At 69.9% G+C, this 22,686-nt stretch carries 21 protein-coding genes; 16 read left to right on the forward strand and 5 right to left on the reverse strand.

The window, feature by feature from the left end; all coding sequences use genetic code 11:
* Positions 1–50: 50 nt before the first annotated feature.
* Positions 51–1,094 carry an alpha/beta hydrolase gene (locus tag RS86_RS04430; protein WP_045271019.1) on the forward strand — a complete coding sequence of 348 codons (1,044 nt, stop codon included), beginning with the start codon at positions 51–53 and terminating at the stop codon, positions 1,092–1,094.
* A gap of 31 nt (positions 1,095–1,125) precedes the next feature.
* On the opposite strand, the gene RS86_RS04435 is transcribed toward RS86_RS04430, so the two are convergent.
* The 5 genes from RS86_RS04435 to RS86_RS04455 all read right to left on the reverse strand — a co-directional run bounded on the left by RS86_RS04435 (position 1,126) and on the right by RS86_RS04455 (position 4,280).
* A complete protein-coding gene (locus tag RS86_RS04435) occupies positions 1,126–1,704 on the reverse strand; it encodes a GntR family transcriptional regulator (protein WP_052680072.1) in 579 nt (192 codons plus the stop codon).
* A 256-nt stretch (positions 1,705–1,960) separates the two neighbouring features.
* Positions 1,961–2,245 (reverse strand): DUF1905 domain-containing protein, encoded by a 285-nt coding sequence (locus RS86_RS04440; RefSeq protein ID WP_045271021.1) that lies wholly within the window; start codon positions 2,243–2,245, stop codon positions 1,961–1,963.
* Positions 2,242–2,649, reverse strand: a complete 408-nt coding sequence (locus tag RS86_RS04445) for a VOC family protein (RefSeq protein ID WP_045271022.1) — start codon at positions 2,647–2,649, stop codon at positions 2,242–2,244. The genes RS86_RS04440 and RS86_RS04445 overlap by 4 nt, the downstream gene beginning before the upstream one ends.
* 97 nt (positions 2,650–2,746) lie before the next feature.
* Positions 2,747–3,235, reverse strand: coding sequence for a YajQ family cyclic di-GMP-binding protein (locus tag RS86_RS04450; protein ID WP_045271023.1), 489 nt, complete (start codon positions 3,233–3,235; stop codon positions 2,747–2,749).
* A 25-nt stretch (positions 3,236–3,260) separates the two neighbouring features.
* Positions 3,261–4,280 (reverse strand): LacI family DNA-binding transcriptional regulator, encoded by a 1,020-nt coding sequence (locus RS86_RS04455; RefSeq protein WP_045271024.1) that lies wholly within the window; start codon positions 4,278–4,280, stop codon positions 3,261–3,263.
* Positions 4,281–4,605: 325 nt separating this feature from the next.
* Between RS86_RS04455 and RS86_RS04460 the strand changes: the two genes are divergently transcribed.
* The 15 genes from RS86_RS04460 to tuf all read left to right on the forward strand — a co-directional run bounded on the left by RS86_RS04460 (position 4,606) and on the right by tuf (position 22,609).
* Positions 4,606–5,844 (forward strand): sugar ABC transporter substrate-binding protein, encoded by a 1,239-nt coding sequence (locus RS86_RS04460; RefSeq protein WP_045271025.1) that lies wholly within the window; start codon positions 4,606–4,608, stop codon positions 5,842–5,844.
* 86 nt (positions 5,845–5,930) lie between these two features.
* Complete coding sequence (locus RS86_RS04465; RefSeq protein ID WP_045271026.1) at positions 5,931–7,547, forward strand: ABC transporter permease subunit; 1,617 nt, start codon at positions 5,931–5,933, stop codon at positions 7,545–7,547.
* Position 7,548: 1 nt separating this feature from the next.
* Positions 7,549–8,475: a sugar ABC transporter permease gene (locus RS86_RS04470; RefSeq protein WP_045271027.1), complete on the forward strand. Its 927-nt coding sequence runs from the start codon at positions 7,549–7,551 to the stop codon at positions 8,473–8,475.
* Positions 8,476–8,572: 97 nt separating this feature from the next.
* Complete coding sequence (locus RS86_RS04475; RefSeq protein WP_045271028.1) at positions 8,573–10,465, forward strand: glycoside hydrolase family 13 protein; 1,893 nt, start codon at positions 8,573–8,575, stop codon at positions 10,463–10,465.
* 100 nt (positions 10,466–10,565) lie between these two features.
* Positions 10,566–10,706, forward strand: coding sequence for a hypothetical protein (locus RS86_RS20720; RefSeq protein WP_200892747.1), 141 nt, complete (start codon positions 10,566–10,568; stop codon positions 10,704–10,706).
* 123 nt (positions 10,707–10,829) lie between these two features.
* Positions 10,830–11,954 (forward strand): ABC transporter, encoded by a 1,125-nt coding sequence (locus tag RS86_RS04480; protein WP_152642069.1) that lies wholly within the window; start codon positions 10,830–10,832, stop codon positions 11,952–11,954.
* Positions 11,955–12,098: 144 nt separating this feature from the next.
* Positions 12,099–12,488 (forward strand): hypothetical protein, encoded by a 390-nt coding sequence (locus tag RS86_RS04485; RefSeq protein ID WP_235281612.1) that lies wholly within the window; start codon positions 12,099–12,101, stop codon positions 12,486–12,488.
* 81 nt (positions 12,489–12,569) lie between these two features.
* On the forward strand, positions 12,570–13,217 hold the full coding sequence (locus RS86_RS04490) for a hypothetical protein (RefSeq protein ID WP_045271030.1): 648 nt from the start codon (positions 12,570–12,572) through the stop codon (positions 13,215–13,217).
* A gap of 108 nt (positions 13,218–13,325) precedes the next feature.
* Positions 13,326–13,802: a DUF2975 domain-containing protein gene (locus RS86_RS04495; RefSeq protein WP_045271031.1), complete on the forward strand. Its 477-nt coding sequence runs from the start codon at positions 13,326–13,328 to the stop codon at positions 13,800–13,802.
* Complete coding sequence (locus RS86_RS04500; protein WP_045271032.1) at positions 13,802–14,017, forward strand: helix-turn-helix domain-containing protein; 216 nt, start codon at positions 13,802–13,804, stop codon at positions 14,015–14,017. The genes RS86_RS04495 and RS86_RS04500 overlap by 1 nt, the downstream gene beginning before the upstream one ends.
* Positions 14,014–17,934, forward strand: a complete 3,921-nt coding sequence (locus RS86_RS04505; protein WP_045271033.1) for an SCO7613 C-terminal domain-containing membrane protein — start codon at positions 14,014–14,016, stop codon at positions 17,932–17,934. Before RS86_RS04500 ends, RS86_RS04505 begins: the two co-directional genes overlap by 4 nt.
* Positions 17,935–18,165: 231 nt before the next feature.
* A complete protein-coding gene (rpsL, locus tag RS86_RS04510; RefSeq protein WP_013584051.1) occupies positions 18,166–18,534 on the forward strand; it encodes a 30S ribosomal protein S12 in 369 nt (122 codons plus the stop codon).
* 5 nt (positions 18,535–18,539) lie between these two features.
* Entirely contained in the window at positions 18,540–19,010 is a 471-nt protein-coding gene (rpsG, locus tag RS86_RS04515) for a 30S ribosomal protein S7 (protein WP_045271034.1), read from the forward strand.
* A 135-nt stretch (positions 19,011–19,145) separates the two neighbouring features.
* The gene (gene fusA / locus RS86_RS04520) at positions 19,146–21,260 is read left to right on the forward strand and encodes an elongation factor G (RefSeq protein ID WP_045271035.1); all 2,115 of its coding nucleotides are present in this window, start codon (positions 19,146–19,148) and stop codon (positions 21,258–21,260) included.
* A 158-nt stretch (positions 21,261–21,418) separates the two neighbouring features.
* The gene (gene tuf / locus RS86_RS04525) at positions 21,419–22,609 is read left to right on the forward strand and encodes an elongation factor Tu (RefSeq protein ID WP_045271036.1); all 1,191 of its coding nucleotides are present in this window, start codon (positions 21,419–21,421) and stop codon (positions 22,607–22,609) included.
* The last annotated feature ends 77 nt before the right edge of the window (positions 22,610–22,686 follow it).

Genomic DNA, 22,686 nt, shown 5'->3' on the forward strand with positions numbered 1-22,686 from the left:
AGGGGAGGGGTGCCACGAGCGCCGCGGGGCGACGTGGATACTCTGGGTCCATGAGCCGCTCCGATCCCGCCGCCTGGACGGCCGACGTGCTCGGCGACGAGTTCGAGCAGCTCACGCTGCCGCTCGGATCCGATGACGAGGGAGAGGTCGTCGCGACCCTGGTGCGTGCGCTGCCGCACCGCACCGCGTGGCAGCGGCTCTTCGGAGACGGCCGGCAGCTCGCCGACACCGATGTGCTGTACGTGCACGGCTGGTCGGACTACTTCTTCCAGAAGCGGCTGGCGCGGTTCTGGACCGGTCGCGGCGCCCGGTTCTTCGCACTGGATCTGCGCAAGTACGGACGGAGCCTGCGCGACTATCAGACTCCGGGCTACATCGGGAGCCTCGACGACTACGACCGGGACATCGCGGCGGCGCTCGCCGCCATGCAGGCGGGCTCCGACGCGGTCGGCCGCCGGCTGGTGCTGCTCGGTCACTCCACGGGAGGGCTGATCCTCAGCCTGTGGGCCGCACGGAACCCCGGCGTCGCTTCGGCGGTGGTCCTGAACAGTCCGTGGCTGGAGTTCCAGCTGTCGCGCTTCACGCGCGAGACGATCACTCCGCTCGTGGGGCTGCGCGCCAAGTACCGCCCGCTCGATCGGGCGCCCCAGGTCGACCTCGGCTACTACACCCGCGCGCAGCAGGAGGCTGCTGACCCCGCGGATCCCATGGACGTGAACCTCGCCTGGCGGCCGGCGCAGACGATGGCCGTGCACGCCGGCTGGCTGCACGCGATCTTGGCCGGGCACGCGACGATCGCCGCAGGGATCGCGATCGGCGTTCCGGTGTGCGTGCTCCTCTCGCAGCGCAGCGCCGTGCCGACGGCCTGGTCGGACGACCTCACCCGCGCGGACAGCGTGCTGGTCGTCGACGACATCGCCAGGGCCGCGCTGAAGATCGGCCCCTCGGTCACGATCGAGCGGATCGACGGCGCGCTGCACGACGTCTTCCTGTCCCGGCACGATGCGCGCGAGCTGGCCTACGACCGGCTCGGCTACTGGGTCGACGGCTGGTCCGCCGCGGATCGCGCCGCGCGGCGGACGTCACCCGCCTGACGGACGCCCCGGACGCGGATCCGGCCCGGACTCACTCCACGAGGTGCATGGCGCGCATGAGGTGCTCCGCCGTGTGGCCGTCGCCGGCGAGGATCGCCTCGGACAGGGCGGCATGCCGCCCGCGCATGACGTCGCGCTGCGACGCGTCGACGGACCACGGCCGCAGGTTGCGGGACAGCGGCATGCTCGTCTCGTCCAGGACGGAGCTGAGGATCTCGTTGTCGCACCGCTCCGCCAGATAGTGCAGGAGCGCCCAGCGCTCCGCCGAGAGCGCGGCCGGATCGTCGAGGCCGTCGTCCAGGGCGCGAGCCAGGGCTGCGGCCTCCTTGCGCTCGGCGGCGCTCAGCCGGGGCACGGCGATCGCCGCGACCGCCCCGCCGAGATAGCCCGCGTACTCCAGGGTCTTCGCCGTGAGTTCGGGCGGGACCTCGGTGACCTGCGTGTACCGGCTCGGATACATCTCGACCAGGCCGACCCGCTCGAGACGCTGGAGCGCCTCGCGGATCGGCATCCGTGAGACGCCGAACTTCTCGGCCAGATCCGCATCCCTGATGCGCGATCCCGCCGGCAGCGTGCCGTCGATGATCGACGCACCGACCTGCTGATACACCTCTTCAGCGAGAAGCTGTTTCGTCGCCCCCAGCGGCGACCGTACTACGCCAGTCAACGGACCGCGTTCGCCCATCACTACCCCCAAGTAGTTACCCCAGAACAGCACTATCTCACTGGGAGGGGGCAAACCCAAATACCGGTATCGAAGTGATGAACATGCCGTGCATTCGGCGACATCGAGCGGTGTTTCCGCGACGTTCCGGCGGGGTGCACGGTGGGAACGGCGATCGGGGCGGAGATCGGCGCGGGACGGCTCAGCTGCGTCGGCGGGTCAGATGCACGGCGACGTCTTGTCCCTCCGCCTTGCCGATCGCGCGGCGGATCGTGCTCGAGACCGGGAGCTTGTGCGTGCCGTCGCCCAGGGCCATGAAGGCTCCGTCGAACGGGTGCCCGTCGACGGTTCCGGACACCTTGACGAGTCCCCGCGTCCCGAAGATCGTCGCGGAGTCCGGCAGCTGCACGCAGATCCAGGTGTCGCCCTCGCGGACGCGCCCGAGCGTGGCGGTGAAGGCGATGTCCAGCGGCCCGATCGTGCTCATGACGCGATCCTCTCACCGGCGCTCTGATCCGTCGTCTGGTCAGTGCTCGTGATCGAGAACGCATTGCCGTCCGGGTCGCGGAACGCGAACATCGCCGGCACTCCGGGCCACCGCAGGATCTCGTCGACGTCGATGCCCTCGGCGAGCATCGCGGCATGGGCGGCGTCGACATCGTCGGACGTGAACCGGATCCCGATCGATCCGCGGTGGACGGCGGGATCCGCCGGTTCGAGCGTGAGGATCACGTTCCCGCTCCCGGGGGCGAGCTCGATCCAGCGCCCGTTCGGCGTCGGTGCGTCGCGCAGCACCGCGAAGCCGAGCCGGCGGTAGAACCGCAGCGCGTCGTCCTGGTCGTTCACGGGGATGCTGACCGTGCGGACCCCGGTGATGTGCATGCTGTCCATGAGTGTCCCTTTCGGATCGGAGGTTCCGTTCAGAAAGGTGACGATCGAGGACGCGCGCGATCGACATGCCGCCTCGGATTCGAGGCGGTGCGCCGGCTCAGCGGAAGTTGATGAACTGCAGATCGAGATCCAGATCGGATCCCTTGAGCAGCGCGATCACGGCCTGCAGGTCGTCGCGGCTCTTGGACTGCACGCGCAGCTCGTCGCCCTGGATCTGCGACTTCACCGACTTCGGGCCCTCGTCGCGGATGATCTTGCCGATCTTCTTGGCGTTCTCGGAGCTGATGCCCTCCTTGAGGGTCGACTCGAGGCGGAACTCCTTGCCGCTCGCGGTCGGCTCGCCGGATTCCAGGCTCTTCAGCGAGATGCCGCGCTTGATGAGCTTGGTCTGGAACACGTCCAGCACGGCCCGCACGCGCTCGTCCGAGTTCGCCAGGATCACGATCTTCTCGCCGCTCCACGCGATCGAGGCGCCGACTCCCTTGAAGTCGTAGCGCTGCTCGATCTCCTTGCGCGCCTGGTTGAGGGCGTTGTCGGCCTCCTGGCGATCCACCTTGGACACGATGTCGAATGAGCTGTCAGCCATACAGGCAGTGTAACGAGCGTCGGCGTCAGGCGGTTCCGTGCACGGCGCCGCCCGGGCGTGCCGTCGAGGAGCGCACCACGAACCGCGGAGTGAGCGTGCGGTGCTCGGGGGCCGCACCCGGGTTGTCCAGCTGGGCGAGCAGCAGGTGCGCGGCGAGACGGCCCTGGCCGGCAGGATCCTGGGCGAGCGTGGTCAGCCCGAAGAACGCCGACAGCTTGTGGTCGTCGATGCCGACGACGGACAGGTCGTCCGGCACGCGCAGGCCCAGGTCGCGCGCGGCGAGCATGCAGCCGATCCCGATCTCGTCGCTCGCGGCGAAGATCGCGGTCGGCCGGTCGTGCGCGAGCAGCGCCTTCGCGGCCGCGTACCCGGACGGGATGTCGAAGTCCGCCTCCCAGAACCCTGTCCCCTCCACCTCGAGCCCCGCGGCCCGCATGGCCGACAGCCAGCCGTCGTACCGGGCGTCGCCGAGCTGGAACGCGCTGGCGATCGTCCGACCTGCCCCGACGTACGCGATCCGGGTGTGCCCGAGCGAGAGCAGGTGCTCGGTGGCGAGGGTCGCCATCCGGGCATTGTCGACGTCGACCGCGGTCGCGCCCTCGATGTAGCCGCCGATGCTGACCACGGGCTTGCCGAGCGCCCGCAGCGCACGGATCTCGTCGGGCGTCAGTTCGATGCTCGCGGCGATCAGGCCGTCGATGCTCGCCCGGCGCAGCGAGCTGCCGAACACCTGATCGCGCTGGGATTCGTTGCCCTGCAGGTCGTACAGGGTCACGTCGTACCCCTGACTGAGCAGCACGGACTCGATGCCGGTGAGCAGGTCCGTGAAGAACCAGCGATCGATGAACGGCACCATGAAGCCGATGTGCCTGGTGCGCCCTGAGGCGAGCCCCGAGGCGTTCGACGAGACCACGTAGCCGAGCTCCGCCGCCGCCGCCAGGACCTTCTCCCGCGTCGCGGCTGAGGCGGTCTTCCCGTTCAGGGCGCGCGAGACCGTGGCGGTGGACACACCGGCGAGACGCGCCACATCGGCGATGTCAGCCACGAGGCCTCCTGGGAAGTCGGGTCAAGGAAGGGTACCGGTCCGACCCGGCGCGCAAGGGTCGCAGGAGAGATCTGCGGTGGTCGTTCGGATCATTGTTGTAAACGCTTCCGTGCAATGCAAGCCCGAGTCCGTTACGTCTGGATCCCAATGGAGACAAAGAAATCACCGAGGCATCATCGCCGGAGGCGAGGCAAGCAAGGGTTGCGCGAAGGGGATCGGATCCGCATACTGTAAACGCTTGCGTTCTGGCAGGCGGGGCGCGCGCCGATCCGGCGCACGATCGGAGCCGATCGCGCTCCCACTAAGCACCGAGAGAGGTACACCGATGAAGGTGAACAGGAAGAGCGTCGTCGCGTTCGGCGCACTCCTCGTGGCCGGCGCACTGGCGCTGACCGGCTGCGGCAGCAACGGCAGTGGCAGCGGATCGTCCGCGGGCGGCGACAAGACCACGAGCTCGCTCACGGTCTGGGTCGACTCCAACCGCGCGGCCGCGATGAAGCAGGTCGCCGCCGACTTCAAGAAGGACAAGGGCATCACCATCAACCTGGTGGTCAAGGACTTCGGCAAGATCCGCGACGACTTCACCGCCCAGGTCCCCACCGGCAAGGGCCCCGACATCACGATCGGCGCGCACGACTGGATCGGATCCTTCGTCAAGGACGGCCTGGTCGCGCCGATCGAGCTGGGCGACTCCGCCTCCAAGTTTGAGAAGGTCGCGATGTCGGCCGTCACCTACGACAGCAAGGTCTACGGCCTGCCCTACGCGATCGAGAACATCGCGATCCTGCGCAACACCGCTCTCGCCGACTCGACCCCGGCCACCTACGACGAGATGATCGCGAAGGGCAGGACTGCGGGAACCAAGTACCCGTTCCTGATCGGACTCGACGCCGCCACGGGCGACGCGTACCACACGTACCCGTTCGAGACCTCGTTCGGCGGCCAGGTCTTCGCGCAGAACACCGACGGCAGCTACGACGCCAAGAAGCTCACGATCGGCGACGAGTCGGGCCAGAAGTTCGCCACGTGGCTGGGCGCGCAGGGCGCGGCCGGCATCTTCAACCCCGGCCTGACCGGCGACCTCGCGAAGGCCGCGTTCAACGCGGGCGAGGCCCCGTACTTCATCAGCGGCCCGTGGAACCTGCCCGACGCCGAGAAGGCCGGCATCAAGGTCTCCGTCGACCCGATCCCCAGCGCCGGCGGCCAGGAGGCCCGTCCGTTCGCCGGCGTGCAGGCGTTCTTCGTGAACGCGAAGTCGAAGAACACCCTCGCCGCGAACGAGTTCCTGGTGAACTACCTCGCCACCCCCGCCGTGCAGACCGCGCTCTACAAGGCCGGCGGACGTCCGCCGGCACTGACCGAGTCGTTCCAGGCCGCGCAGTCCGACCCGGCCGTGGCCGGCTTCGCCAAGGTCGGCGCGAACGCCGTGCCGATGCCCTCGGTGCCCGAGATGGGCTCCGTGTGGGACGACTGGGGCAAGTCCGAGGTCGCCATCATCAAGGGTGCGGACCCGGCGAGCACCTGGACCACCATGGCCCAGGCGATCCAGACGAAGATCGGCTGACCCGGTCCGGAACCCGGTGCGGGGAGGCACGCGATCGTGTGCCTCCCCGCACCACCGCCCGCTGACGACGTTGTGAAGGGGTCGAGATGACGGGTCCTGCCGTGCAGGAGAAGACGGCCATGTCCGCTGAGGACAGGGCCAGGAGCCGCCGCCAGCGGCGCGCCGCGGCCTACGCCGAGGCCGCATCTGCCGGCTGGAAGGTGTGGCTGGTCAAGATCGTCGCGCTCGCGGTGATCGACGCCCTCGCGCTGTACGCCGTGTTCGCGCTCGCCGCGAGCGCGCAGTGGACCCCGGCCGTGCTGGTCGCCGTGGGCGTCCTCGCGATCAACGCGGTCTACCTCATCCCCGGGCTCCTGCCCGCGAAATACCTCACGCCGGGCCTCGTCTTCCTGCTGATCTTCCAGATCTTCGTGGTGCTCTACTCCGGATACGTCGCCTTCACGAACTACGGATCCGGGCACAACTCCACCAAGGACGACGCGGTCCAGGCGCTCCTGCTGCAGTCGCAGACCCGCGTCGCCGACTCCCCGACGTTCTCCGTCAAGGTCCTCGAGAAGGACGGCAAGTTCTTCTTCCTCACCTCGGAGCCCGGCAGCGCCGCGCCGCTCATCGGCGGCGCCGATCGCCCGCTCTCGACCGAGCCCGGCATCACCGCCGACGGAGCCCCCGGCTTCACGACCCTCGACTTCCCGAGCGTGATCGCCCACCAGGACGACATCGCCGCCCTCGCCGTGCCGCTCTCGCGCGACCTGAACCAGGGCTATCTCAAGACCACCGACGGATCCAAGGCCTACCTGTTCACCTCGACGCTGTCGTGGGATCCGAAGGCCGACACGATGACCGACACCAAGACCGGCGTCGTCTACAGCGACACCGGCAAGGGCGCGTTCACCGCGAAGGACGGCAAGGCCCTGCTGCCCGGCTGGCAGGTCTGGGTCGGGATGGACAACTTCGTCCGCGCCTTCTCTGACCAGTCGATCCGCGGCCCGTTCTTCGCCGTGCTGCTGTGGACGTTCGCGTTCGCGATCCTCTCGGTCGCGACGACGTTCATCCTCGGCCTGTTCCTCGCGATCGTGTTCAACGATCCGAAGATGCGCAGCCGCAAGTACTACCGGCTGATCATGATCCTGCCGTACGCCTTCCCGGCGTTCCTCTCGGCCCTGGTCTGGGCGGGTCTGTTCAACAAGGACTTCGGCTTCATCAATCAGGTCGTGCTCGGCGGGGCGTCCATCCCGTGGCTCACGGATCCGTGGCTCGCCAAGGGGGCGATCCTCATCGCGAACCTGTGGCTCGGCTTCCCGTACATGTTCCTCGTGACGACCGGTGCGCTGCAGTCGCTGCCAGACGATGTCGTCGAGGCCGCGCGGGTGGACGGGGCGAGCGTGTGGCAGACATTCCGGCTCATCAAATTCCCGCTGCTGCTCGTGGCGGTGGCCCCGCTGCTGATCGCGTCGTTCGCGTTCAACTTCAACAACTTCGGGCTCATCTTCCTGCTCACCAACGGCGGCCCGCAGTTCACCGATGCGAGCATCAACGTGGGATCCACAGACCTGCTCATCTCGATGGTCTACAAGGTCGCCTTCGTCGGCTCCGAGCGGGATTACGGCCTCGCCAGCGCCTTCTCGATCATCATCTTCGTGCTCGTCGCCGTGATCTCCCTGATCGGCTTCCGGCAGACCAAGGTGCTGGAGGATCTGAACTGACATGACCGACATCGCATCGACCTCCGTCCCGACGGCCACCGCGGCGCTGCTCGCTCCTCCGGCGCCGCGCACCCGCCGTCCGTTCGGCCGCTGGTTCCGGGAGACCGGCTGGCGCCACATCATCGGCATCGTCATGCTCGTGTTCGCCGGCTTCCCGCTGGTGTACGTGCTGTCCGCCTCGCTGAACCCCGGCGGCACGCTGCTCAGCACGAACGGGCTGTTCTCGAAGATCAGCCTGGACAACTACGTGCAGCTGTTCCAGGATCCGTCCCGCCCCTACGGCGCCTGGTTCCTGAACACGCTCTTCATCGGCGTGCTCGCCGCGGTGTCCAGCGTCTTCCTGTGCGCGCTCGCCGCATATGCCTTCTCGCGCATGCGCTTCCGCGGACGCCGCACCGGGCTGATGACCCTGCTGCTCGTGCAGATGTTCCCGCAGCTGCTGGCGATCGTGGCGATCTTCCTGCTCATGTCCGCGATCGGCGACATCTTCCCCGCGCTCGGCCTGAACTCGCAGATCGGCCTGATCCTCGTCTACCTGGGCGGCGCACTGGGCACGAACACCTTCCTGATGTACGGCTTCTTCAACACGATCCCCGCATCGATCGACGAGGCGGCGAAGATCGACGGCGCGGGCCATGCGCGGATCTTCTTCACGATCACCCTCCGCCTGGTCGCCCCCATCCTCGCGGTGGTCGGACTGCTGGCCTTCATCGGCATCACGGGGGACTTCCTGATCGCGTCCACCGTGCTCATCTCCCCGGAGAAGCAGACGCTCGCGGTCGGCCTCTACCAGTACGTCTCGACCGACGCGAAGAACTACGCGGTGTTCGCGGCCGGGGCCGTCCTGGCGGCGATCCTGCCGATGGTCCTGTTCCTCTCGCTGCAGAAGTACATCGTCGGCGGGCTCACCGCCGGTAGCGTGAAGTAGCGATCCTCGAAACACAACTCAAGGGCTCTGTCACGGCACCGGTCGTGCAACCACGTCGACTCCCGGCGGGCTGCCGCCGCACTCGGAAAGGCCTGACATGACCGCTCTCCTCCCGCACCACGACGGATCCCCGCTGCACGTCTCGGATGACGCTCCCGCCCTCGGCGACATCGTCCGGGTGCGGCTGCGCGTGCCAGGGGGCTACGGTCCGCTCGCGGCGGTCCGCACCCGCTCCAACCCCGACCACGAGCCGGAGTGGACCGACGCCGAGCGGATCGGCGCGGCGGACGGCTGGGACTGGTGGGAGGCGCCGGTCACCGTGCGCAACCCGCGGCACGGGTACCGCTTCCTGCTTCAGCACGAGGACGGCCGGATCGAGTGGCTGAACCAGACCGGCATCCACGGCCTGGAGACGCTCGACGCCGAGGACTTCGCGCTCGTCGCCGAGCCCGCCCCTCCGGCCTGGCTGCACGAGTCGGTGATGTACCAGGTGTTCCCCGACCGCTTCGCCCGTTCCGCCCAGGCCGATGAGCACCGGACTCCGGACTGGGCGATCCCGGCGGACTGGGACACCCCGGTGGATCCGGTCATGCCCGGCCGTGCGCACCAGTTCTACGGAGGAGACCTCCCCGGGATCATCGAGCACCTCGACCACCTCGTCGGGCTCGGCGTCAACCTGCTCTACCTGACGCCCGTCTTCCCCGCCGCGTCCAACCACCGCTACGACGCCTCGAGCTTCCTCCGCGTCGACCCGCTGCTGGGAGGTGACGAGGCGTACGCCCGCCTCATCGAGGAGGCGCACGCCCGAGGCATCAGGGTGATCGGCGACCTGACCAGCAATCACTCCGGCGACCGCCACGAGTGGTTCCGCGCGGCGTTCGGGAACCCCGGAGCGACCGAGGAGGCGTTCTACTACTTCACCGACGACGACAACACCGAGTACGAGTGCTGGCTGGGCGCGCGCAGTTTGCCCAAATTCGACTGGTCCAGCGAGGAACTGCGCGAGCGCTTCATCACGGGCGAGGACTCGGCCGTGGCGCGGTGGCTCAAGCCGCCGTACGGGGCAGACGGCTGGCGCGTGGACGTCGCGAACATGACGGGCCGCCTCGGCGCGATCGACCTGAACGCCGACGTGCGCCGGCTGCTGCGCGACACGGTGCGGGGGATCAACCCGGACGCGATCCTGCTCGGGGAGTCGACGAACGACGCCACGAGCGACCTCCAGGGCGACGGCTGGGACGGCGCGATGACGTACCCGTCCTTCACCCGCCCGGTATGGGCCTGGCTCAGCGAGCCGAACGGCGAGCCGTACCTCACCGCGGAGGGGGAGGAGCGCACCGAGAGCTGGTTCTTCGGCATGCAGACCGGCGGGATCCCGCGCTACACCGCGCGCGACGTCGTCGACTCGATGACCCGGTTCACCGGAGGGATCCCGTGGAGGGTGCGGCTCGGGAACATGCAGCCACTGGACACGCACGACACCGCACGGTTCGCCACGAACGCCGCACCCGGCACCGTCCCGGTCGCCGTCGGACTGTCGATGACGCTGCCGGGGGTGCCCGTCGTGTTCGCCGGCGACGAGTTCGGGCTGACCGGAGTGGACGGAGAGGCCAGCCGCACGCCGATCCCGTGGGGCACCGAGGAGCAGCCGGAGACCGCGGAGCGGATCGCGCTCTACCGCGACCTCGTCGGGGTGCGCCGGGCGCACCCCGCGCTCGGCACCGGCGGGCTGCGCTGGCTCCACGTCGACGACGAGTGCCTCGCGTTCGTGCGGGAGTCCGAGTCCGAGACCGTGCTCGTGCTCGCGGCGCGCGGAGACGTCGACATCGAGCTCCCGCCCGGGGCGTTGACCGGAACAGCAGCGGCCGAGGCCCTGATCGGGGACGCGACGTTCGCGGTGTCCGAGGGCGGCGCCGTCGCGCTCGCCGCGGACGGCCCTGTGTTCGCAGCATGGGCGCTGCCCGGCGTGGCTGCGCCCGACGCCGGCTGAGCGCTGCGACAGGGTCCCCCGCCGCCCATTGAGGGCGCGGGGAGCCCCCTCCGCCGCGCGCCGCCCGAGCCCTCGCGCTTCACGCTCGTACCCTCGAGGTATGGCACGGATCGGGGGGCGCAACACCGGGATCGCGTGGCTCGCGGGCGTCGTCTGCGCCGGGGTCATCGCGGGGCTCGTGTACCTCGCCGCGCCCATGGGGCCCGTGATGGTGAACTACTTCGCGGGCCTGCTGCGATAGCGACGCGGATCCGCCCGCGATGCGGATCCGGATCAGGCATCCGCACTTTTCCGGCACGTCTCCGCGACGGCGCCCCGCCTCGGAGATAGCCTCGAATCACCGTATCCGTATGGAGGAGCTCACATGAGTGACCACGAGGTTTCGAAGCCGGCGCAGGCGCACGACGTCGACGACGCCGTGGCCGCAGCGCCCGAGACGGACGCCCAGGGCGTCGACACCCCGGCCGTGCCCGCGGAGGCCGCCGACGTGCAGCCGGCCCCGGCCGAGGCCGCCGAGGCGCAGGCCCCGACTGCCGACGCCGCATCCCAGGACGCCGGCGAAGGCGTTGCCGGTGCGGCGCAGCCCGACCATGCCATGGTCGCGCAGAGCGCGAACGACAGCCTCGCCCAGGCCGAGCGCGCCGCCGAGGGGGCGACCGCGCGAGGCGAGGCCGCCGCCGCGGACCAGAAAGCCGCCGTCGACGCGGATCTCGCCGCCTTCGAGGCCGCCGAGGCCGCGTACCCCGGCACGTTCGGCGGCACCTTCACTCCGCCGTCGCCCGCCGAGACGCCCACCGTCGTCGCTGCGGCGGCCGCCACGGAGACCGCGACATTCGAGCACGCGACGACCCGCGTCGACCCCGTCGCCGAAGCGCCGACGCAGGTGCTCGCGCCGGCCGTCATCATCCCGGGCGCGAGCGACGTGCCGCCGCCCATCTTCGTACAGGCGCCGGAGCCTCCGCGCGAGCGCGGCAACCGCGGCGCGATCTTCGGCATCGGCCTGCTGGCGGCCGTCGCCTTCGCGATCCTCTACCTCGGCACCGCCCTCGGCATCGCCGCGTTCGACGGCAAGGTCACCACTGACAGCATCGGCACCTATCTGCTCGACCAGGCCCGCAGTGCAGGCCTGTGGATCCCGGTCGTCGTGTTCGCGATCGGATTCTGGCTGCTCGGCGGCATCATCAACCGCGGTCGCTGGGGCTACTGGGTCGTTTTCGGCATCATCGTCGGCGGATTCGCGTACGGCGGGCATCTGCTCGGCGCGATCGGATCCGTCGAGTTCTGGAAGCTCGGCGCGACCCAGCTGGCCGAGAACGTGAACGGACAGCTGCTGGCGCCGCTCGCGATCGCCGCCTTCATCTTCGGCCGCGAGCTCACCATCTGGTTCGGCGCATGGGCCGCCCGCACCGGCGCCCGCCGCACCGCTCAGAACGAGGAGGCGCAGCGCGAGTACGAGCGCGTCCTCGAAGCCGGACCCCAGCTGCCGTAGCGGCGCCGGCCTGCCCCGCAGGAGAGCATCACGAACGAGACCCCGCCGAACCCCCGCGAGCCCCGGCCCGCGGGGGTTCGGCCTGTCCTCGCCTGGGCGATCGGGGTCATCTCGTTCTTCGCGCTGGCCATCATGGGCCTCGGCGTGCTGAGCCTCTTCGCCGAGCGCGACCTCATCTCCGTGCCACGACTCGGCCAGCTGCCGGGCATCGTCGGCATGGTGCTCGCCGTGGCGGTCTTCGCCCTGGCGCTGCGGGGAGTGCTCGCGAATCCCCATCCGTCGTTCGTCGCGACGGTGTTCCTCGCGCTCGGCGCGGCTCTCGTCCACCTGGGTGGACTCTGGGCCGCCGCGGTGGCGGAGGGCGCGGGCGCGATCGACGCCACGGCGGCCGCGGGCCAGCTCGTGCTGGGCGGGGCGAGCGCCGTGATCGTGGTGGCGGCGCTCATCGCGGCGTGGGTGGCGATCGCGCTGCGGCGCACGGAGGCGAGGGCTCCGCGCTGGCCGTGGGAGAAGGACGACGACGAGCAGCCCTGACCTGCGCTCCTCGTGAGCGCCGCGGCACCCGATCTCGCGTGCCGCGGCCACCCGGGCGTGTCCGCCCCGTACGCTGGAGGCGTGGAGCGCTCGCTGGAGACGCAGGTGGACCAGGCCGTCGAGGCCTGGCTGCGCTGGGTGCCGCGCTGGGAGCCCTCCACGCACCGCGGGCGGGTCGCGCCGTGCCGTCGCTGCCTCGGCTCTCCTGTGCTCTCGGCCGCGGGCATCGGCGGGAACGTGCCGCACGGCGTGCAGCACGGGCTCTCCACGCGCATCAAGACCATCGTCGATCACTCGGTCGCCGAGTACACGGCGCGGAATCTGCCGATGCTGCAGGGGGAGCTCGACCAGCAGGCCGCGCGCAACCGCGCCCGCGCGTACCGGCCCACCGAGGATCTCGAGCCCGAGTACGAGGGCATGCCGCTGGATCCGGATCCGGTCCCGGGGGCGCCGTTCCTGTTCACGCTCGCCGGCATGGCCGATGCGGACGCGGGGGAGCTGCCCCCGCTGCCGCCGCTGAGCGACGACGCGAAGGCCGCGCTGCGTCACGAGGTCGCGCTCGCCGACGACTATGCGAACGTCGTGGGCCGCGAGATCTGCGGGCTGCTGCTGCGCCATCGCCTGCGGGTGCAGGCCGCGATCAGCGAGTTCGTCGAGCCGCAGATCGAGGCGATGCTCGCCGAGCTCACCGAGGCGCTGGACTCGCCCTTCGATCCCGACACCCTCTGATCCCGGGAAACCGAGCGTTCGCTGGGAGCCGCGGTGCGGACTGGCATCCGTCTGCGCGCATGGCTATCGTTTTTCGATAGATACAGATCGCTTTTCGATAGGAGCGCCATGCAACCCCGGATCACCGCCGCACTCAAGGCGCTCATCGTCGTGCTGCTCGCGCTGCTGCTGGCGACCCAGGGGGCGCTCATCCCCGGCGTCGCGCTGCTCGCCGCCGAGCGCAACCCCGAACTCGCGTATCTGACCGGTCCGGGGATCGTCGGCGGGATCGTGCTGGTGGCGTTGATCGAACTCGTGCTCGTCTGCGTCTGGCGGCTCCTGTCGCTCGTGCGTCAGGACCGGATCTTCAGCTCGGGGGCCTTCCTCTACGTCGACATCATCATGGTGACGATGGCCGCCTCGGCGGTGCTGATCGCGGCGGCGGTGGTCGTGCTCCTGCTGGGGCACGCGGTGAACCCCTCGATCCTGTTGCTGGGCGTGGTCGGCGTCGTGATCGGCATCGCCCTCGCGCTGCTGGTCGGCGTGATGCGCGGACTGCTGCGCAAGGCGCTCGAGCTCGAGCAGGATCTGTCCGAGGTCGTCTGATGCCCATCGTGATCGATCTCGACGTGCAGCTCGCGAAGAAGAAGATGAGCGTGCAGGAGTTCGCCGACGCCATCGGCATCACGCCGGCGAACGTCGCGGTGCTGAAGAACGGCCGCGCCAAGGCCGTCCGGTTCACGACGCTCGACGCGATCTGCCGGGTGCTGGAGTGCCAGCCCGGCGACATCCTGCGCTGGACGGCGGAGGCCGAGGCATGACCGCCACCGCAGCCTGGGCGGCGACGGCGCTCGGCCGGCTGCGCGACGACGAGCACTGCCCGGTCTGCGACGCCGCGGTCGTCGCGCCGACGTGCCCGGCGTGCGGGGCCGACTTCCGCGGGCAGGAGGCGCAAGACCTGTGGTCGGCCTCGCAGCAGGCCGCGGTCGCGCTCGCCCACCGCGAACAGCTGGTGGCCGCGCTTCCTCGGGTGAGCGCTGCGGAGGCCGCGGCGCCGCTCGCGCCGCGGGCAGACGTGTCGAGCCCGGCCGTCCCGGTCGCGGGGGTCCCTGGGACGCCGATCTTCCCGCCGCCGGCGCTGGGCGCCCCCGCGCCCGAGCGGAGCACGTCGCTCCAGTCGCTGCTGTCCGTCGCGGGAGCAGGGCTGTTCGGCACAGCGGCGATCGTGTTCAGCTTCTTCACCCCGGATCTCGCGGCCGCGGCGCGCACGGCCATCGTCGGGGCGACGGGGGCTCTGTTCGTCGCCGGCGCGGTGCTGCTCGCCCGGCGGGGGCTGCGCTTCTCCGCGGAGACCGTCGCGGCGCTCGCGCTGGTCTTCGCCGGGCTCGCCGCGCAGGGCGTCGTCGCGGCCGCCACAGGCGCGGATCCGTGGCTGCTCAGCGCGGTGCTGACCGCGGCGGGCTCGGCCGCGCTCCTCGCGGTCGCCGGCCGGGCGCGGCTGCGGGTCTGGTTCTGGGCGGGCACGGTCGGGCTCGCCGTGGCCCCGGCGATGTTGGCGGGGGTCGCGGGCATCGGTGACGGGGGGCTGCTCGCGATCCTCGCCGTCGCCTTCGTGGCGCTCGCCGAGGTCGCCGCGCTGCCGCGGCTGGGCGCGCGGTTCCTCGTCGCGGATGCGACGGAGCGCCCGGATACGGCGGAGCGCCCGGATGCGGCGGATCGCGCAGATACGGCGGAGCGTCCGGACGCGATCGGATCCTCGGAAGCCGAGCAGGGTCCGTCCGCTCCCTCCCGCGCGGCCGCGCCGTTCGACCTCGAACGCGGGTCGCTGATCGTGGCGCAGGCGGTCGCGGTGACGATCGTGATGCTGATGAGTGCCGGCCGGCTGATGACGATCTCCGGAGCGATGCCCGTGCTCGCCCTGACCGCGATGCTCGTCTGCGTCCAGGCGCTGCTCGCCACGCGCAACGGGGGAGCGATCGTGTGGAGCATCGTCGCGGGGGTCGCCGGTGCCGGCGCTCCCGTGCTCGTGGCGTTGAGTATCGCACCCCGAATGGGCATCCCCTGGTTCCTGGTCTCCTGCGCCGGGGGCGTCGGACTCGGGCTCGTCCTGCTCGGCGCCGTGCTGCCGCTGCCCCGCACCGCACGTCCGGTGGCGGTCGTCGGTGGTGCCCTGGGCGTCCTCGCCGCGGCGCTCGCGCCGGGAGGGCTCTTCACCGCACTCGCGGGCGGATCCGTCCTGGCCCGGCTGAGCGGGGATGCGGCGTTCGCCGACGGCCCGGTCGCGGAACTGTCCGCCGAGCTGGGCTGGGCCCTGGTCGCGAGTCTCGTCCTCGGTGCGGCCGCCCTCGGCGCGGTCGCGGTGCTGGCGCGCCGCAGGACCGTCGCCTTCCGGGCGGTGTTCGCCGCGCTGGCGATCGTGCCCGCCGCGCTCGCGGTGCTGGCGCTCGGGGCTTCGCCGCTGCTTGCGACGCCGATCCGCATCGGCCTGCTGCTCGTGGCGGCGGTCTCGATGTCGCTGGTCGTGCGGGTGCCGCGGCGAGTCGGGGAGGTGCCGCGGATCCTGCTGCTCATCGCGGCCCACATCGCGGTCGTCCTCGCCGCCTTCGTCGGCGCCGAGGATCCGATGCTCATGCCTCTCGCGGGCGCGGCGACCCTCCTCTCCCTCCTCGCGCTCGGCGCCGCACTCCCGCGGGGCGCACGGTTCCTGCTCGTCGGCGCGGGCTTCGGCTACGCGCTCGTGGTGCTCTCGTCGGCGCTCGCGCTCACCGGTATCGGCGGCGTCGCGCTGCTCAGCCTCACCGCGACGACGGGTCTGCTCGTGGTCGCGGCGGTCACGGCGCTGCGGTCGGTGCCCGCCCGCTCCTGGCAGGCCATGCTCGCGGTGGCCTCGGTGCCGTTCGCGATCGGCGTGGCCCAGGTGCTGATCGAGCGCAGCGGCTGGACCGCTCTGCCCACCGCGGCGATGGCCGTGCTCGCCGCGCTGCTGCTGCAGACGCGGCGCGAGGGTGCGTCGCCCGCAGTGCGACTGCTCGCGGCCGCCGTGATCGTACCGGCGCTGGCGGTGTCGGTGCTGTGCCTGGGCGCACAGGTGCTGCCGATGAGCGCCTCCCCGGTGGTGCTGCCGGTGATCGCCGCACTCGTGGCGGCCGTGCTGCCGTGCACCCGGCGGATCCGCCGTGCTCTCGCGGACCGCGGAGTGGGGCGCATCGTCGCGGCCCGGATCCAGACCGCGCTCGAAGCGGGTGCGCTCCTCACCGGAGCGCTCGCCGTCGTGCTGGCGCTCGTGCGCGAGGCCGCGGGTTTCGGCACGGCCTGCGCCGTGCTGGCGCTGCTGTCGGCGGGTGCCGGGGTCGCCGCTGCGACGACCGGGCGCCGGCACCTGCGTGCGGTCGCGGCGGTCGCCGCCACAGGTGCGCTGTGGTCGGGGTGGGCCGCGCTCGGAGTGACCCTGGCCGAGGCCTACCTGCTGCCGCCCGCGCTCGCCGCGGTGGCGTTCGGAACCGTGCGCGCGCTGCGGGGCGGGGCCGGGGCGGTGTTCGCGGCGGTCGGATCCGTAGGAGCGGTCGTTCCGGTGCTCGCGCTCATCGGCGCCGGCACCGCGCAGGCCTCGCTCTGGCGCGCCGGGGCGCTGCTCGCGGCGTCGTGGCTGCTCGCTGCGGTCGTGGGTGTGCTCGTCCGGAGCCTGCGTCGCAGCGATGACGCCGAGGGCAGCACGGCGCCGCGGGCATCCGTGGCCGCCCGCCGCCTGCGTCCTGTGGCGTCGTGGCTGGCGGCGGCCTCGCTCGTGGCGGGCCTGGCGGGAGCGGCGCAGGCGATCCTGCTGGCCCGGGGGGAGGGGCTCGCCGGGCTGCTCCCGGCACCGCTGACCGCCGGTGCGCTGTTCTTCGCGTGCGTCGGGCTCGCGGCCGTGGGCGGCGCCGGCATGGCGGCGGGTGCCGCCGCGCTGCGGGCGATCACCACGTCGACCGCCGTGCGCGGCTCGCGCTGGCTGTTCGTGCCGGCCCTCGCGGCGACCACGGCGGGGGTGTGGCCCGCGATCCAGCGGGACTGGCTCTCGATCTGGGGGATGTGGTCGCTCATGCTCGTGCTGCTGGCCGCGATGGTGCTCACCGCACGCCGTGCCGTCCGCGGTGCGTCCACGGTCGCGCCGGTGTGGATCCTGTTCGCGTTGGCGTTCGTGACCGCGGTCGTCGCGTGGAGTCCGCGGGATCTGCGCGTGGAGTGGTTCTCGCTCCCGCTCGGGCTGTTCCTGATCGCGGCGGGGATGCAGGGCCGCTTCGGGGGCGGCGGGGCGGTGGCGCCCGCCGAGGCCGGGCGTGCTGCGCCGGACTCGGGACGCGTGACCCCTTCGTTCGCCGCCCTTCACGACTGGCCGAGGGGTGCGAGCGGATCCTGGGCGCTGCTCGCCCCCGGCATCGTGGTGACGATGATCGCCTCGGTCGTATCGACGTTCACGGATCCGCTCACGGAGCGCGCGATCCTGGTCATGGTGTGCGCGCTGATCGCGATCCTCGTCGGCGCGACCCGGCGGCTCGCGGCGCCGTTCCTCATCGGGCTGATCGTGCTGCCGATCGAGAACGTGTTCGTGTTCGCGGTGCAGATCGGCCGGGGGATCGAATCGATGCCATGGTGGATCACGCTCGCCGTGATGGGGGCGGTGCTGTTGATCATCGCGACGACCGCCGAGCGCCGGGCCGAGCACGCGCCGGTGGCGGCCCGTCTCCGCGACCTGCGCTGAGCCTCCCCGCGCCCCGGCGCGCCGTCCGAGCGCATTTGACCGGGCGTGTTACCGCGCATTACCATAGAGCGGGTATGCGTGCGTCTTGACGCGCGCGTACCGGGCACCGGCACTCGCCGGCTCCGCCCCCACGGCATACCCACCACTCAAACGCACGTCGTTCTCGGCGTGCGGGCGGGTTTGATGTGAAACCCATCACGCTGTCACCGTGCAGCACAACAAGGAGAAGCAGTGCCAACTATTCAGCAGTTGGTTCGCAAGGGTCGTTCGCCGAAGGTCTCCAAGACCAAGGCTCCCGCCCTGAAGTCGAACCCGCAGCAGGCCGGCGTGTGCACCCGCGTGTACACCACCACCCCGAAGAAGCCGAACTCGGCGATGCGCAAGGTCGCTCGTGTGAAGCTCCGCAACGGTACCGAGGTCACGGCCTACATCCCCGGTGAGGGCCACAACCTGCAGGAGCACTCGCTGGTGCTCGTGCGCGGTGGTCGTGTGAAGGACCTCCCCGGTGTCCGCTACAAGATCGTCCGCGGCGCCCTGGACACCCAGGCCGTCAAGAACCGTAAGCAGGCTCGTTCCCGCTACGGCGCGAAGAAGGGTTGAGTTAGATGCCTCGTAAGGGCCCCGCCCCCAAGCGCCCCGTTGTCAACGACCCGGTCTACGGTGCTCCGATCGTCACCTCGCTGGTGAACAAGATCCTGGTCGACGGCAAGAAGTCCCTCGCCGAGTCGATCGTCTACGGCGCCCTCTCCGGCGTCGAGGCGAAGAACGGTCAGGACGCCGTCGCCACCCTGAAGAAGGCGCTCGACAACGTGCGCCCGACCCTCGAGGTCCGCAGCCGCCGCGTCGGTGGCTCGACCTACCAGGTTCCGGTCGAGGTGAAGCCGCACCGTGCGAACACCCTCGCCCTCCGCTGGCTCGTCAGCTACGCCAAGAGCCGTCGTGAGAAGACCATGACCGAGCGTCTCCAGAACGAGATCCTGGACGCCTCGAACGGCCTGGGTGCCGCGGTCAAGCGCCGCGAGGACACTCACAAGATGGCCGAGTCGAACCGCGCCTTCGCGCACTACCGCTGGTAAGAACCAGTCGGGCCGGGATCGGCACTTCGACAGGATCAGCGACCGACTGAGGTCCCTGAGCCTGTCGGAGGGCCGGCCCGGCACCCCACACTTTCCTTCGTCGCGTGACGACAGCAAGAAGATAAGGACACCCCCGTGGCACAAGAAGTGCTCACCGACCTGAGCAAGGTCCGCAACATCGGCATCATGGCGCACATCGATGCCGGTAAGACCACGACGACCGAGCGCATCCTGTTCTACACGGGTGTGAACCACAAGATCGGCGAGACCCACGACGGCGCCTCGACGACCGACTGGATGGAGCAGGAGAAGGAGCGCGGCATCACGATCACGTCTGCCGCCGTGACCTGCTACTGGAACAAGAACCAGATCAACATCATCGACACCCCCGGTCACGTGGACTTCACGGTCGAGGTGGAGCGCTCGCTCCGCGTCCTCGACGGTGCGGTCGCCGTGTTCGACGGCAAGGAGGGCGTCGAGCCCCAGTCCGAGACCGTGTGGCGTCAGGCCGACAAGTACAACGTCCCCCGCATCTGCTTCGTCAACAAGATGGACAAGCTGGGCGCCGACTTCTACTACACGGTCGACACCATCGTGAACCGCCTCGGTGCCAAGCCCCTCGTGCTGCAGCTCCCGATCGGCTCCGAGAGCAGCTTCGTCGGCGTCGTCGACCTCATCGAGATGCGCGCGCTCGTCTGGGCGGGAGACTCGAAGGGCGACGTGACCATGGGCGCGTCCTACGAGGTGCAGGAGATCCCGGCCGACCTCAAGGACAAGGCCGAGGAGTACCGTCAGGCACTGCTCGAGACTGTCGCCGAGAGCGATGACGCGCTGCTCGAGAAGTTCTTCGGCGGCGAGGAGCTCACCGTCGCCGAGATCAAGGGCGCGATCCGCAAGATGACCGTCGCCTCCGAGATCTACCCGGTGCTGTGCGGTTCGGCGTTCAAGAACCGCGGCGTCCAGCCGATGCTCGACGCCGTCATCGACTTCCTGCCGAACCCGCTCGACGTGGGTTCGATCGAGGCGCACGACCCCAAGGACTACGACACGATCATCGAGCGTCACCCCGACGCGAATGACCCGTTCGCGGCCCTCGCGTTCAAGGTCGCCGTGCACCCGTTCTTCGGTCGCCTCACCTACGTGCGCGTCTACTCGGGACACCTCGACTCCGGTGCTCAGGTCATCAACTCGACCAAGGGCAAGAAGGAGCGCATCGGGAAGATCTTCCAGATGCACGCCAACAAGGAGATCCCGGTCCCCGCGGTCACCGCAGGCAACATCTACGCGGTCATCGGTCTGAAGGACACCACCACGGGTGACACCCTCACCGACCCGGCATCGCCGGTCGTCCTCGAGTCGATGACGTTCCCGGAGCCGGTCATCGAGGTCGCGATCGAGCCGAAGACCAAGGCCGACCAGGAGAAGCTGGGTGTCGCCATCCAGAAGCTCGCCGAAGAGGACCCGACGTTCCGCACGGAGCTCAACCCCGAGACCGGTCAGACGACCATCAAGGGCATGGGCGAGCTGCACCTGGACATCCTCGTGGACCGCATGAAGCGCGAGTTCAACGTCGAGGCCAACGTCGGCAAGCCGCAGGTGGCGTACCGCGAGACGATCAAGAAGGCCGTCGAGAAGCACGACTACACGCACAAGAAGCAGACCGGTGGTTCGGGTCAGTTCGCGAAGATCCAGTTCACGATCGAGCCCCTCGATCTCGCTGCGGAGAAGTCGTACGAGTTCGAGAACGCCGTGACCGGTGGTCGCGTGCCGCGCGAGTACATCGGATCCATCGACGCGGGCTTCCAGGACGCGATGAACGTCGGCGTGCTGGCCGGCTACCCGATGGTCGGAGTCAAGGCGATCCTGACCGATGGTGCCGCGCACGACGTCGACTCCTCGGAGATGGCGTTCAAGATCGCCGGATCCATGGGCTTCAAGGAGGCCGCGCGTCGCGCGAACCCCGTGCTGCTCGAGCCGCTGATGGCCGTCGAGGTCCGTACTCCGGAGGAGTACATGGGCGACGTCATCGGCGACCTGAACTCGCGCCGTGGCCAGATCCAGTCGATGGAGGACGCCCAGGGCGTCAAGGTCGTGCGCGCGTCGGTCCCGCTGTCCGAGATGTTCGGCTACATCGGTGACCTGCGTTCGAAGACCTCTGGCCGTGCCGTCTACTCCATGGAGTTCGACAGCTACGCCGAGGTCCCGCGCGCCGTCGCCGACGAGATCATCCAGAAGACCAAGGGCGAGTAAGCCCTAGGAGCCTGGCGGATCCGGAGCTCCGGCCCCGGATCCGCCAGGCACTCAGACAACTTCACATCGTCTCTCTACTAAACTGAGAATCAAACCCGTAGGAAAGCGGTCACAATCCAGTGCCCGGTGCCCCTACATGACGTCCTGAGGAGGACCCAGTGGCTAAGGCCAAGTTCGAGCGGACCAAGCCGCACGTGAACATCGGAACGATCGGTCACGTCGACCACGGCAAGACCACGCTCACCGCTGCGATCTCGAAGGTGCTCGCCGACAAGTTCCCGTCGGCCACCAACGTTCAGCGCGACTTCGCGTCGATCGACTCCGCTCCCGAGGAGCGTCAGCGCGGTATCACGATCAACATCTCGCACGTCGAGTACGAGACCCCGAAGCGTCACTACGCTCACGTCGACGCGCCCGGTCACGCCGACTACATCAAGAACATGATCACCGGTGCCGCTCAGATGGACGGCGCGATCCTCGTGGTCGCCGCCACCGACGGCCCGATGGCGCAGACCCGTGAGCACGTTCTGCTCGCCAAGCAGGTCGGCGTGCCGTACCTGCTCGTCGCGCTGAACAAGGCCGACATGGTCGACGACGAGGAGATCCTGGAGCTCGTCGAGCTCGAGGTCTCCGAGCTGCTCGCCAGCCAGGGCTTCGACGAGTCCGCGCCGGTCGTGCGCGTCTCGGGTCTGAAGGCTCTCGAGGGTGACGAGAAGTGGACGCAGTCGATCCTCGACCTCATGGAGGCCGTCGACAACTCGATCCCGGACCCCATCCGCGACAAGGACAAGCCGTTCCTGATGCCGATCGAGGACGTCTTCACGATCACCGGTCGTGGCACGGTCGTCACCGGTCGCGCCGAGCGCGGCACCCTCGCGATCAACTCCGAGGTCGAGATCGTCGGCATCCGCCCGACGCAGAAGACCACGGTCACGGGTATCGAGATGTTCCACAAGCAGCTCGACGAGGCGTGGGCCGGCGAGAACTGCGGTCTTCTCCTCCGTGGCACCAAGCGCGAGGACGTCGAGCGCGGCCAGGTCGTGGTGAAGCCGGGTTCCATCACCCCGCACACCAACTTCGAGGGCACCGCGTACATCCTGTCCAAGGACGAGGGTGGGCGTCACAACCCCTTCTACACGAACTACCGCCCGCAGTTCTACTTCCGCACCACGGACGTCACCGGCGTCATCTCGCTGCCCGAGGGCACCGAGATGGTCATGCCCGGTGACACCACCGACATGTCGGTCGAGCTGATCCAGCCGATCGCCATGGAAGAGGGCCTCGGCTTCGCGATCCGTGAGGGTGGCCGCACCGTCGGCGCCGGCACGGTGACGAAGATCGTCAAGTAAGCATCTGCTTCCGCGCAAAGGGGTCGAGCCTTCGGGCTCGGCCCCTTTGTCGTATCCGTGACGCGCGGCGTCACCTC

Source organism: Microbacterium azadirachtae, assembly GCF_000956505.1.
Classification (GTDB): Bacteria; Actinomycetota; Actinomycetes; order Actinomycetales; family Microbacteriaceae; genus Microbacterium; species Microbacterium azadirachtae_A.

Coding starts and splice junctions, on each gene's coding strand:
- RS86_RS04430 (WP_045271019.1), top strand. CDS start 51: ATGAGCCGCTCCGATCCCGCCGCCTGGACGGCCGACGTGCTCGGCGAC.
- RS86_RS04440 (WP_045271021.1), bottom strand. CDS start 2,245: ATGAGCACGATCGGGCCGCTGGACATCGCCTTCACCGCCACGCTCGGG.
- RS86_RS04445 (WP_045271022.1), bottom strand. CDS start 2,649: ATGGACAGCATGCACATCACCGGGGTCCGCACGGTCAGCATCCCCGTG.
- RS86_RS04450 (WP_045271023.1), bottom strand. CDS start 3,235: ATGGCTGACAGCTCATTCGACATCGTGTCCAAGGTGGATCGCCAGGAG.
- RS86_RS04460 (WP_045271025.1), top strand. CDS start 4,606: ATGAAGGTGAACAGGAAGAGCGTCGTCGCGTTCGGCGCACTCCTCGTG.
- RS86_RS04465 (WP_045271026.1), top strand. CDS start 5,931: ATGACGGGTCCTGCCGTGCAGGAGAAGACGGCCATGTCCGCTGAGGAC.
- RS86_RS04470 (WP_045271027.1), top strand. CDS start 7,549: ATGACCGACATCGCATCGACCTCCGTCCCGACGGCCACCGCGGCGCTG.
- RS86_RS04475 (WP_045271028.1), top strand. CDS start 8,573: ATGACCGCTCTCCTCCCGCACCACGACGGATCCCCGCTGCACGTCTCG.
- RS86_RS20720 (WP_200892747.1), top strand. CDS start 10,566: ATGGCACGGATCGGGGGGCGCAACACCGGGATCGCGTGGCTCGCGGGC.
- RS86_RS04480 (WP_152642069.1), top strand. CDS start 10,830: ATGAGTGACCACGAGGTTTCGAAGCCGGCGCAGGCGCACGACGTCGAC.
- RS86_RS04495 (WP_045271031.1), top strand. CDS start 13,326: ATGCAACCCCGGATCACCGCCGCACTCAAGGCGCTCATCGTCGTGCTG.
- RS86_RS04500 (WP_045271032.1), top strand. CDS start 13,802: ATGCCCATCGTGATCGATCTCGACGTGCAGCTCGCGAAGAAGAAGATG.
- RS86_RS04505 (WP_045271033.1), top strand. CDS start 14,014: ATGACCGCCACCGCAGCCTGGGCGGCGACGGCGCTCGGCCGGCTGCGC.
- rpsG (WP_045271034.1), top strand. CDS start 18,540: ATGCCTCGTAAGGGCCCCGCCCCCAAGCGCCCCGTTGTCAACGACCCG.